Below are 12,583 nucleotides of genomic sequence, written 5' to 3'. Positions count from 1 at the left end.
CATGTTCTCTGCTAAAGCGGAGTAGGGCAAAGGCGAGAAAATCATCCCCGCCCTACAAAGCCAATTTATTTGCTGCTACTCTTCGGTTCTTCCGAACCGCCACCGAGAATAGTCTCCACATCTGCATGCGGGCGAGGGATGACGTGTACCGATACCAGTTCGCCGACCGCTTTCGCGGCTTCTGCCCCAGCATCTGTCGCTGCCTGCACCGCACCGACATCTCCGCGAACCATGACAGTGACAAAACCGCCACCGACCTGTTCTTTCCCGACTAATTTGACGTTTGCGGCTTTCACCATGGTGTCGGCAGCTTCAACCGCACCGATGAGTCCGCGTGTTTCAACCATTCCTAATGCTTCATTGCGCATGTAGTTAGACTCCTTATCTGTAAAAATAGAATGCAAGATGCCTTGCAGTGCACCACTGGTATCTATTTGTATTTTTGATGTAGTGTGGGTACGCACATAGGCACCTTAATCAAATACGCTCGTTAATAATGATACTACAAAATCCGCATTTCTGCAAGTCAAATTTTAGTGTTCAATTATTAGTGTTCGGTAATTTGACCTGCTATAGATCACGTATCTACTAATTTCAGTTTTCTTTTAATTCCTAAAAAGAGCGTTTCCTCCTAACTGATAACTCTCACTGCGAGGCAAACTGATAACTGATAACTGATAACTATTCTTACTCAAAACTAATAGCCTTTCCAATTTTGTCTTGACTTTTAATCGGAATTCTGATAAAATATTATTAACCTTGGTATGAATTGATCAGAACCTTTTTAAACGGAAATTGGAGCACCTCACCCTCTCGTCGTCTGAAAGGTGGTTGTGCGGATCAGGACGCATCAAAATTTCGGTGAAGTTTGCAAGACGGAACGTTTATCTAAAAATAGCCAACGAAGGAGATCTCATTTTGAACAAGAATTTGGAGGCAAAGCAGGAAGCCGCACTCCGAAAAATCCTGTCAGAGGTGCCAGAAACCTCGACGTATACACCCGTAACAGATTCTTTGAGTAGGGCGACTGAATTAGGAGAGGATAAAATCGCAGGTGTCCTTAACGGTTTCAGTTCGATGCCCCAATCTACAACCGTTTTCGCGAATCCGGCACTACACAAAGCCGCGGTTGATTGTGGCGGCACACAGATAACCTTGAATATCCGTAGTTTTGCCATCCGCGGTATCGTTTCCGAAAGTGAAATCGTCGCAGACAAACTCAGCCCCGCTTTCGTTATCTTCGCAGGACTTTTCGGCAGGCGACCTGGAACAGATGACAGTGAACTTGATGAAGAGACGCTACTGTCAAACCTAATAGATAAGAAATTTTATGACTTCATTACAACTCGCAGAGAAAGTCTAACCGGTGAACAACGCCTCGTTAACCAGGTTGCAGAATTTGCTAAAGCCTTCCCTGAAGCCGGTCCCGAGGCTGCTATTCAACACTTCTCAACGCTCCGTAAACTGGGTATTCCAAATCAGAAAGGAATTAACGGCACGCGGGACCCCGATTCACTCCTGCTTGAATTGATTGAAACGCACATGGAGAATGTCGCTGTAGGAACAGTTTCGGCGTATATGCGACATCAACTCCGTGAGAACCCAGCACTACACCCTCAAGTTCTGGCAATGCGCGCAACGGATCTGATCACCGAGTATCAAAAGAGTGAAAAGACTGCTTTCCAAACCTGCTATAGTCTCCTCTTAGGACGTGAAGCCTCTACGGTTGAAGCAGATATTTTAGAACGGATGGGCATCATACAGATACACCACGGTTCTGCAGGCTCCAACGTCGTCGCTCGCTATCTCGCCACTTTGCATACCGGGGCGGTCTCCGACTTTTTTGTCGCAGCGCAGATGGCTCTCGATGGCGATCGGCATTTCGGGGCGATTCACGATATGACAGCGTTTATCAATCAAATTGAACCACTGGATACCGAGGCACGCGAGGACGCGATCCGTGAACGGATGCAATCCGCACTGCCGACCTTTGGGCATCCAGAAATCGCCGCCGCCGGGCGCGCTGATGAAATCCAACAAGATCCCAGACCCGCTATCTATTTCAATCCGTTCCTTGAGGCAATTGATAACGGCGACATTCAACTCAATGATTCACAGAAAAAGCGATTAACTATTATCCAACGCATTTATCAACTCGCCTTCGTTGAAGGTTTTGTCCGTCCGGGCCGTGAAGATGAACCGCCACTCCGCTTAACGCCGAATACCGATTTCGGTGGATGGGGAGTCCAAGAAGGATTGGACATCTATGAAAGCGACAGAACGCTATTGACATACATTTTCCGAGGTTTCGGTTGGATGATGGATGCCCGTGAACAACTCCCGTTGAAGATTATCCGACCCGTTATCCCGCCACACCCTGATGTCATTCCAACACCAACTGATGATATGACAATCGCGAACGAAGTTGTGGCATTACACAACCGAATGGCAAGTACGAACGCCTTTGACGGATAGCCATCTTGATGGGATTTCCAACCTTACTAAACCCCTAAGCAAAGTAGATGCGGTTTGTAACCGCACCGAGTTTGCAAGAAAGATACTGTAACGCAATTAAAGAGGAAGAATCAGTGACTGAATTAGGGCAATTAACAGTGCCAACAGAGGGTGAAAGAATAGGGTACGTTGACAGGCAGCTCGTCGTACCCAATAAACCTATTATCCCTGTTATTGAAGGCGATGGCATCGGACGAGACATCATGAAGGTGGCGCGCAACGTCGTTGATGCAGCTGTCCAGGCGGCTTACAATGGCGAAAAACGGATCGTCTGGTTTGATGTCTATGCTGGCGAAAACGCCATGGCAAAATACAACGAATGGCTACCACAAGATACTTTTGACGCTATTGAATACTTTCGAGTCGCCTTGAAGGGACCCCTGACGACCCCTGTCGGCGGTGGTTTTCGTAGTTTAAACGTGACCTTGCGTCAAGTACTTGAACTCTATGCATGTGTCCGTCCTGTCCGTTATTTCCAAGGTGTCCCCGCACCGGTTACGCATCCCGAAAAGATGGATGTCGTTATCTTTCGTGAGAATACCGAGGATGTCTACGCCGGTATTGAGTGGGAACAAGGCACACCAGAAGTGAAAAAAGTGATTGAGCTGCTCCGCTCTGAAATGGGTGTGGAAATTCGTGAGGATTCTGGTGTCGGCATAAAACCGATCAGCATTTTCGGCACAAAACGTTTGGCGCGCATGGCGATCCAATACGCAATCGACCACGGCAGACGCAGCGTCACTTTCGTCCACAAAGGCAACATCATGAAGTTTACCGAAGGCGCGTTCTGCGCTTGGGGCTATGAACTCGCCAAAGAGGAGTTCGCTGACCAAACGATCACGGAAGACGAACTCTATGACGATTACGACGGTAAGTGTCCTGAAGGTAAGATTATCGTTAATGACCGAATTGCCGATAGCATGTTGCAGCAAATTTTAACTCGGACCGACGAATATGATGTAATTGTCACGCCGAACTTGAACGGCGACTATCTCTCGGATGCCGCTGCAGCACAGGTCGGCGGTATCGGTATGGCACCCGGTGGTAACCTCAGCGACGAAGTCGCACTCTTTGAAGCGACCCACGGCACTGCACCGAAGTACACCGACCAAGATGTCGTCAATCCGGGTTCATTGATCCTTTCAGCAGTGATGATGCTGGAGCATATCGGTTGGCAAGAAGCCGCTGACCTGATCATCAACGGACTTGAGAAAACCATCCTCCAAAAGCGGGTTACCTATGATCTGGAGCGTCTTATGGAAGGCGCGACAAAAGTCCGCACCTCCGAATTCGGCGCATCAATTATCGAAAACTTCTAACGAAAACACCCTCACTGCCCATAAAAGAGGAGCAGCACATGTCCTTAAAAACAAAAATTATCCTTGGCGCGGGTGCGTTAGTTGCCATCGGCATCGGAATAGGGCTCGAATTACATCGTCTTCATAGGCGTATCTTGGAAGAGTTAGTCGAAATCCGCAAGCAAGGCGAGCGGTAGGTATTGTTTTGCAAAGTAGTAGGCACACCCCGTGTGCCGTAACTCCAATCCGGGTAGGTGTGATTTTTAATCGCACCCATAAGTGTCAATTTTAGAAAAAACTTAAAAAAAAACAACCGTCGCGCCCCCAGGCCGGTAGGTTCGGAATGTAATACAAGGAATGGATTTAGTCTATTCCCAGACTAAATCCCCTAACCGAACCGGATACTCCGCGAAAACCTTGAAGACTTCAAAGCCCTCTTCAGTCCCGTAGGGTTTATTTGTTTGGGTATTTCTTCAGTATTTGTATAGAAAATGAGGTCAACAATTCAACTCATTTTTCTTTAGTCCCGTAGGGACGATATGTTTGTAGAGATGGAACCTCACTACCCTCTTTAGTCCCGTAAGGACGGCATCTGTAAAGACGCAGGCTTTTGGGAAAATTACCTGAGATGAAACTGCTTTTTTCCATTGCAAATATTTTCATGTTTTTGGGTTTTACTGTCGGAAGTTACGGACAGGCTCTCGTTTATGTGTCATCGACACAGATTGAACCGCTTGCTGTCGGTGAGCAGATGCACCTGAATATTCAAATCTTGGGGGGCAAAAGCGTTTCAGGATATGAGTTGACTGTGGGTTTTGATCCAACCGCGCTCCGCTATATTGAAAGCGTGAATGCGGATTACCTACAGGCAGGTGCTTTTGCTGTTCCTCCCATAATTTCTGATAATAGTGTTTATGTTGCGGCCACATCCTCTGCTGGGCCTGCTTTTACCAGTGAAGGCACACTTGCTACATTAACGTTTGAAGTGATTGCTGCCAAAGATTCTACCATTGAATTAATAGATATAACCCTTTCCGATAGTGCTGGAATGTCAGTGGCAGTTATAAACGAAAATGGGAAAATTGTGGCAACTGAGTTGCCCGAAAACTGGGATGTCAATGAGGATGGCAAGGTGAACATCCTCGATCTGACGTTGGTTGCCAGCAACCTTAATGCAGATGTTCCGGCAAATCCGCGCGCAGATGTCAATAAAGATGGGAAGGTCAATATTTTAGACTTAGTCCTGGTTGCCCAAAACCTTGATGCTGCTGGAGGGGACGAGAACAAACCTGAGGTAAGAGTCAATCTGGTCGAGTTCAATCTAGCTGAATCCTACCCAGCCAAGTTCGTAAGGTTCGTAAGTGCAAATCCTCCAAATGGTTCAACAATTGCCCCTGATGCAATTATCACCCTTACCTTTAACAACGCACCTTCTGGTGTCACAGTAAGTGACACACCTGCTGATGTCACAGCTGCAGGTAAAACAACTGGAGTGACCTCGGTGTTGCTACCGGGAAAACGACAACTTACCGTCGCAGGATCCGGTAAAGTCCGTACAATCACAGGGGACTTCACCCCTGGTCCGCTCACATTGACGATCACTTGGGCGGATGAAATCCATGTTCTGAACTATACGGTCTCAGCACCGGATACCGAGCCACCCTCGGTCATCAGTGGAACGATTGCAGATGGAGACAGAAATATTGATCCAGAAGTTATCAACACCGAAGGAAAGATCGAGATCATCTTCAGTGAGGCGGTCACGGGTTACATCGCCCTGCAAACCGAAGGCGGAGATGATGTCGGTTGGATCAGCAAAAAGATAGTTGGAGGTAACAAAGGCACACTCGAACTCGTTGCCGGCAAAGAGATCGACAATGAGACGACTTATGTTATTAAAGGCACTGTCTCTGATGGTGCCGGTAACAAACTTGCTGTCGAGATTACCTTCACAACCGCAGCTAAAAAGTAAAATTGAGGCTATTTCTATCTTTGCCTGTTAAAGAGGCAGGTATGTATCATGATTACCGAACTCCGCGTACAAAATTTCAAATCATGGAAAGATACCGGTAAATTGCAGATAGCACCCTTAACTGGATTCTTTGGCGCGAACAGTTCCGGCAAAACCACCATCCTGCAAACGCTGCTCATGCTGAAGCAGACTGTGGAACGTCCACCGGATTGGGATGGCGTGATTGATTTCGGTGATGATAGTTCCCTCGTTAACTTAGGCAGTTTTGATGACCTCATTCACCAGCACAACTTAGATTTAAGCCTCGATATTGCTGTGGCATGGAAGCTGCCTGAAAGACAGAAATTGGATTCAATTGAGGACGATTCACTCTCTTTCTTAATGTCTATTGCTAACAAATATGGGGATGCGGAGTTATCTCGCTTTTGTTATACAATGGGTAGGAAGGATTTTGAGATTAAATGGGAATCGTCGGGGTACAAATACAAATCAGAATTTTATTCCGAAAGCGCAGAATTGTTTCGATGCTATGGTGTCGCTAATCCCTTTGGACCACTGGAATCTTTCAAGCCTCTTAAAGATACGTTTGAGAATCTATTTCACCGAATTTGCTACCTCGGTTCACTTCGTGAATCCCCTTACTCGCGTTATGCATGGCAAGGCAATCATCCGAAAGATACCGGACAGAGCGGGAAAGAAATGACTTCTGCTATCCTTTCAAAGAGGGTAAAACTTCAAGGTATTGATAAACAGATAATAGAATGGTTACAGCGGTTGGATTTAATCGATTCCTATCGTCTCAATCCTATTTCTGGTTCAGAAAAAAATTACGAATTCCTTGTCCGAAAGTACAAAGGAGGACCTGAAGTCCGACTCACCGATGTCGGGTTTGGTGTCTCCCAAGTATTGCCGGTATTGGTACTCTGTTATTACGTGCCAGAGGGCAGCATTCTCATCCTTGAACAACCTGAGGCGCACCTCCATCCGAAGGTCCAGTCGGAATTGGCGGATCTGCTCATTGAGGTCGTCAAAAATCGGAAACTGCAGATTATCCTTGAGAGCCACAGCGAGCATCTACTGATACGGTTAATGCGACGCATCGCTGAGGAACAGATTTCTGCAGACGATACCGCCTTCTATTTTTGCGAAATGAACGAAGGCGTATCTGAAATTGAGAGGCTCAACGTTGATGATTATGGAAACATCACAAATTGGCCACAAAACTTCTTCGGCGATGAGATGGGCGACTTAGCAGCAAAAACTAAAGCGGAGATGAAACGTCGGAAAGCCGACAAATGATGAAAGTTATTGTAGATACGAATGTTCCCTTAGTTGCTAATGGAAAAGCAGAACAAGCCTCTGAAGATTGCGTGGAAACCTGTATTGACGAACTGATGAAGATTACCGAAGGTGATATAAAATTAGTATTGGATGACCAGCGGCGAATTATTGAAGAATACCGGAATAAGTTGAACCCCGGAGGTTTTCCTGGTGTTGGAGACGCTTTCCTCAAATGGGCGGAGATAAATTGGGCAAACCCGCAACAATGCGATTTGGTTTCCATTACGCCTATTGATGATTCAGAAACTGATTTTCAAGAGTTTCCAACAGATCCCACACTAACGGACTTTGATCCAGATGATAGAAAGTTTATCGCTGTTGCACGCGCTCACGCCGAGAACCCTCCCATCCTGCAAGCAGTCGATAGTGATTGGTGGAACTTTCGCGACGCACTCCATCAAAATGGTGTCACAGTTGATTTCATCTGTGAAGATGATATTCGTCTGATTCTGAGTTCGTAACACCTCAAAACACAGGAGAGATAGCATGATCCACGAGATAAGAACCTACAACTTGAAACTCGGACAACTTCAAGAATATTGGAAACGTTTCAGTGAAAAACTACCCGGTCGTCAGGAACTCTCGAAACTCGGTGGACACTGGTACACCGAAGTTGGACCGTTGAATCAGATGGTCGCTATTTGGCCCTACGAAAGTCTCGAACAGCGGACAGAAATCCGACGCGCTGCGGAAGCCGAACCAAATCCGGTATGGCCCCCCGATACAAGTGAACTCATTGTATCAATGGTCTCTGAGATTTATCTACCTGCCCCCTTTATGGAACCGTTAGGTGAAAAGGACATCGGCCCCCTGTACGAGATGCGTCTGTACACCTATCCAGTAGAAGGCATGCTGCAAGTGCTGGAAGCATGGGGCGCGGCTATCCCTGAACGCGTGAAGTTCTCACCTCTCGCCGGTTGTTGGTACTCAGAATACGGTGGCGTCAACAATTTTATCCATATATGGGCGTATAGAAGTTTTGAAGAACGTCAACGGATCCGAGCAGAGACACGAGAGAAAGGGGTCTGGCCCCCCAAAGGCTCTGTCAGACCCATCACACAGGAGAGTAAACTCCTACTACCCGCGCCTTTCTCACCGATGCAGTAGTTAGACTTCCACAACAATAAGTCCTGTCCCAATCGCTGGCGAGGTTTCTAACCTCGCCGTTTCACGCGATACCCTCACCCACGGTTGACGAGGTTTTCCAGCCGCCTACCATTAACTGCTGATTACCGATCGCTAAAATAGATTTGACATAAACTTCTAAATGTGCTACGGTATTAGAAATTAACTTTTTGTCCAAAAGACAACCCCACAAACTACAGCAAGGGAAACTATATGGCACGTTCAAAACAGTCAGACCTTTCGTTGATAGAACTCTACAAACAACTAAAAAAACAACATGAAGATGCCATTCTCCTTTGCCGAGTCGGTGATTTCTATGAAGCCTTTTTTGAAGACGCGGAACTGATCGCACGTCTCCTTGAGATCGCCTTGACAGCGAGAAGTCATAAGAACCAAAAATCCCCGGCACCACCGATGGCAGGCATCCCACACCACGCACTCGACTCCTATCTCTACAAACTCGTCAAAGCCGGACATAAGGTCGCTATTTTGGAGCAGACCGAAGACGCAAAACTCGCACGAGACGAAAACCGACTTGTTAAACGCGATATCGTTCGGATCGTTACACCCGGCACCGTGACTGACCCGAAAGTCCTTGAGCATAAGCAGAACAATTACCTTATCTCGATCTATCCGAACAAAGAAGTCTACGGTGTGGCTGTTGCGGATCTCTCCACAGGCGAATTTCTGGTAACCGAACTTACAGATCCCTCACGTCTGTGGGCAGAGATACACCGATTTTCTCCAAAGGAGTTTCTCTTTTCCGAATCCTTTGAAGATGCGGAGATGTTTGACCGTCTCAAAACCGAACTAAAAGCGACACTCAATAATCTACCTGATTGGCGGTTTGACTATGATACCGCTCGCACGGAACTCCTCGAACATTTCCAAACGATTTCGCTCGACGGCTTCGGATGCGAACACCTACACACCGCTATCTCTGCTGCTGGCGCGCTCATCTATTATCTAAACGAAACACAAAAACAGGAAGTTGAACACATCGTCTCGCTTCATACCTACACGCTCTCGGATTTTATGGTGCTGGATGCCGATACACAGCGCAACTTGGAACTCACGACCTCTATTCGCGACGGCTCCACAAAAGGCACACTCCTTGAAGTCTTGGATCAGACAGTGACGGCGATGGGTGGCAGAAGGATGCGCCAGTGTCTCTTGCAACCCCTGCTTGATGAAAATGAGATTGAGGGACGGCTCGGCGCGGTTGACGAACTCAAAACCCAAATTAACTTGCAGGAAGAACTCCGCGAGGCACTCGGACAAATGTACGATATTGAGCGGCTCATTTCACGGATCAGCCTCGGTTCTGTGAATGGTCGGGATCTACATTCACTCAAGGATTCATTGTGCCTAATTCCCGATGTCAAAGCGCAGCTGCAAGACTGTAGCAGCGGAATGTTAGTATCTCTCAACGGTACCTTGGATCCGCTTCCTGGGTTAGTCGAGTTGATTGAAAACGGCATCCATCCGAACCCACCCGCAACGATTCGCGAGGGCGGTGTGATATGCGATGGGTATAATGAGGAACTTGATGATCTTCGGCAGATTGTGGGGCAAGGAAAGGAATGGATCGCCGCTATGGAGGCAGAGGAACGCAAACGCAGTGGTATCCAATCCTTAAAGATCGGATTCAATCAGGTCTTCGGTTATTACATTGACGTGACGAAACCGAATCTCGACATGGTGCCTGAACACTATATCCGTAAACAGACACTTCGGAACTCCGAACGGTTCATCACGCCTGAACTCAAGGAACAAGAAGCGAAGGTACTCAACGCTGAAGATCGGATCCAGACTTTAGAATACGACCTTTTCTGTCAAATTCGGGATGAGGTGTCGAAGTATACGGAAGCCATCCAGAAAATCGGAGCGGCACTCGCAATGACGGATGTCCTCGCCAATTTCGCGTATATCGCATCAAAATACAACTACGTGAAACCGACAGTCACATCTGTAGATGAGATCGTTATCCGCGACGGTCGGCATCCGGTTGTTGAGCAGCTATTTACACAGGAGGGTTTTGTCCCCAACGACACGCTACTCAACTGCGATGACGAGCAATTACATATCATCACGGGACCGAATATGAGCGGTAAGAGCACTTATCTGCGTCAAACAGCACTCATTGTTTTAATGGCACAGGTGGGGTGTTTCGTGCCTGCCTCCGCTGCGAAGATCGGCTTGGTGGATCGGATCTTTACACGTGTTGGCGCGTCGGATAACCTTGTGATGGGGCAGAGTACTTTCCTCGTTGAGATGAACGAAACAGCAAATATCCTCAACAATGCCACCCGCAACAGTCTCGTCATCTTTGATGAAGTCGGACGCGGCACCAGCACGTTTGATGGACTTAGTATCGCGTGGGCGGTTTCGGAGTATCTCTTGGATGAAAAACGGATGGGCGCGAAAACGCTCTTCGCTACGCATTATCACGAGTTAGTGGAACTCGCCAGTAAATATAAACGTGCGAAGAACTATAACGTCGCTGTCCATGAAGATGGACAAAAGGTGACATTCCTCCGTAAAGTTGTACCCGGTGGCGCAGACCAGAGTTACGGCATCCACGTCGCTCGGCTCGCTGGCTTACCCCAAGCCGTGATCACACGTGCGCAGCAGATACTTGAGGTGCTTGAACAACACAATCTCAGTGTTGAGGCGGACAGTGCCACCGGACAACAGCCGAAAGCGCATCCGACCATGCCAAAACCGCGCCGTCGCGTTTCCCGAAAAACGATGCAGAGTGATGCGCTGCAGATGGCACTCTTTACACCAAAGACGCACCCGCTCGTTGAAGAGATCCGACGTTTGGAACTCACGCAGGTGACACCGTTAGACGCCGTAAATATCCTCTATGATTTGAAAGCAAAAGCGGAGGAATCTGAGGGTTAGGCGGCAGCGATGCAGTCCCCTTCTAACGAACCGAGGGTGACACGCTGGATCTGATTGATTGCGCTCTCTGGGGCATCAATGAGGACGCGGAGGTAATTGTCAGTAAAACCAGCGAGGTGGTCATTTTCGCCTTCTCTGCTCGCTTCGATCAACACCTCTTTCTGTTTCCCAAGCATCCGTCGTCGAAACGCTGTGTTAAGACGTTCGCCGAGTGCAATCATCGTTTGGCTCCGTGCAGCGGAGATATGTGGCGACACTTGGTCCGGGTAGGTCGCGGCGGGTGTGCCTTTTCGGGGAGAGTAGCGGAACACATGCAATTGACTGAAGCCGATATCTTCAACGAATTGGCAGGATGCTTCAAAGTGTGCGTCCGTTTCACCGGGAAACCCGACCATAATATCGGTAGTGATCCCAACATCATCACCAAAGCCCCGTCGTAAGTTCCCAACGAGATGCGCAAACTCTGTAGTGGTATAACGCCGACGCATCTGTCGTAGTACCGCATCCGAACCGGCTTGTAGTGGGAGATGAAAGTGGGGCATACATTTCGGCAATGCCGCCATCCGTTCACCGAGGATATCCGGAAAGTACATCGGCTCAATTGAGCTGAAACGGATCCGTTCGATGCCTTCAATGTCGTGGATGTGCTCTAAGATGTCAGCGATGTCCTTGTCCCTACCGGTATCCATGCCGTAGGCACCCAAATGCACGCCGGTGATAACGACCTCTTTGATGCCACTGTCGGCGATGCGCTGTGCTTCCTCAGCGATGTCATCAAGCGGACGGCTTGTCATCCGACCGCGTACGTAAGGGATGATACAGTAGGTGCAGAATGCACTGCAGCCATCTTGCACCTTGATGAGCGCGCGTGTGCGTTTGCCAGCATCGCTAACGCCTTTGCTGAAGCGTGCATGTTCGCGGATGGCATCGTGCTGTACGGGTTCTATGGAGAGAAGCGGGTTTGATGTGTGGGGTACTTCTTCCGTAGATGATGACGTTTCGGCGTTTAATATGTCCAGGTAATTTTGAAAATCCGCTTTTTCTCGGTTACCGAAAACAAACGTCACACCCGGTATCTCTTCAATCGCCTCGCGATCGCTTTCGGCATAGCAGCCTGTAACCAGCACTTTTGCGTTCGGATACTGGCGGATCGCCCTCCGAATCGCTTGCCGTGCCTTCTGATCGGCGACGTTCGTTACGGTGCATGTATTGATGAGATAGAGGTCTGTCTGCTGTCCCGACATCTCCGCGTCAACAAGCCTATATCCGTTGCGCTGGAGTGTCTCACGCATGGATTGCGTATCGTATTGGTTCGCCTTACATCCCATCGTAATCAGTTTTGCGGTTTTCATGTTTTTAACTATGGGCCTTCTTGCTCATTTTTTTGACGTTATCAAAAAAATGGTTTTCTGTTGCATTCGGTGCG

The 12,583-nt window shown here is 48.1% G+C and carries 10 protein-coding genes; 8 read left to right on the top strand and 2 right to left on the bottom strand.

The window, feature by feature from the left end:
- Positions 1 to 65 precede the first annotated feature (65 nt).
- Positions 66 to 368, bottom strand: coding sequence for a BMC domain-containing protein (locus tag OXH00_10315; protein MCY3741402.1), 303 nt, complete (start codon positions 366 to 368; stop codon positions 66 to 68).
- Between the two features lie 550 nt (positions 369 to 918).
- Here OXH00_10315 and OXH00_10310 point away from each other — a divergent pair.
- The 8 genes from OXH00_10310 to mutS all read left to right on the top strand — a co-directional run bounded on the left by OXH00_10310 (position 919) and on the right by mutS (position 11,157).
- The gene (locus tag OXH00_10310; GenBank protein MCY3741401.1) at positions 919 to 2,475 is read left to right on the top strand and encodes a hypothetical protein; all 1,557 of its coding nucleotides are present in this window, start codon (positions 919 to 921) and stop codon (positions 2,473 to 2,475) included.
- A gap of 113 nt (positions 2,476 to 2,588) precedes the next feature.
- Positions 2,589 to 3,833 carry an isocitrate dehydrogenase (NADP(+)) gene (gene icd, locus OXH00_10305; GenBank protein ID MCY3741400.1) on the top strand — a complete coding sequence of 415 codons (1,245 nt, stop codon included), beginning with the start codon at positions 2,589 to 2,591 and terminating at the stop codon, positions 3,831 to 3,833.
- A 38-nt stretch (positions 3,834 to 3,871) separates the two neighbouring features.
- A complete protein-coding gene (locus OXH00_10300; protein ID MCY3741399.1) occupies positions 3,872 to 4,009 on the top strand; it encodes a hypothetical protein in 138 nt (45 codons plus the stop codon).
- 431 nt (positions 4,010 to 4,440) lie between these two features.
- Positions 4,441 to 5,784, top strand: a complete 1,344-nt coding sequence (locus tag OXH00_10295) for a dockerin type I domain-containing protein (GenBank protein MCY3741398.1) — start codon at positions 4,441 to 4,443, stop codon at positions 5,782 to 5,784.
- 48 nt (positions 5,785 to 5,832) lie between these two features.
- Positions 5,833 to 7,083 (top strand): DUF3696 domain-containing protein, encoded by a 1,251-nt coding sequence (locus OXH00_10290; protein ID MCY3741397.1) that lies wholly within the window; start codon positions 5,833 to 5,835, stop codon positions 7,081 to 7,083.
- Positions 7,080 to 7,586, top strand: a complete 507-nt coding sequence (locus OXH00_10285; protein MCY3741396.1) for a hypothetical protein — start codon at positions 7,080 to 7,082, stop codon at positions 7,584 to 7,586. The genes OXH00_10290 and OXH00_10285 overlap by 4 nt, the downstream gene beginning before the upstream one ends.
- A 25-nt stretch (positions 7,587 to 7,611) precedes the next feature.
- Positions 7,612 to 8,232, top strand: coding sequence for an NIPSNAP family protein (locus OXH00_10280; protein MCY3741395.1), 621 nt, complete (start codon positions 7,612 to 7,614; stop codon positions 8,230 to 8,232).
- A 231-nt stretch (positions 8,233 to 8,463) separates the two neighbouring features.
- Positions 8,464 to 11,157 carry a DNA mismatch repair protein MutS gene (gene mutS, locus OXH00_10275; protein ID MCY3741394.1) on the top strand — a complete coding sequence of 898 codons (2,694 nt, stop codon included), beginning with the start codon at positions 8,464 to 8,466 and terminating at the stop codon, positions 11,155 to 11,157.
- On the opposite strand, the gene mtaB is transcribed toward mutS, so the two are convergent.
- The gene (mtaB, locus tag OXH00_10270) at positions 11,154 to 12,509 is read right to left on the bottom strand and encodes a tRNA (N(6)-L-threonylcarbamoyladenosine(37)-C(2))-methylthiotransferase MtaB (GenBank protein ID MCY3741393.1); all 1,356 of its coding nucleotides are present in this window, start codon (positions 12,507 to 12,509) and stop codon (positions 11,154 to 11,156) included. The genes mutS and mtaB overlap by 4 nt on opposite strands.
- Positions 12,510 to 12,583 lie beyond the last annotated feature (74 nt).

It is taken from the genome of Candidatus Poribacteria bacterium, assembly GCA_026706025.1.
In the GTDB taxonomy this organism is placed as follows: domain Bacteria; phylum Poribacteria; class WGA-4E; order WGA-4E; family WGA-3G; genus WGA-3G.
Note: the sequence above shows the minus strand (reverse complement) of the source record. Positions and strands in the feature narration are given on the sequence as shown.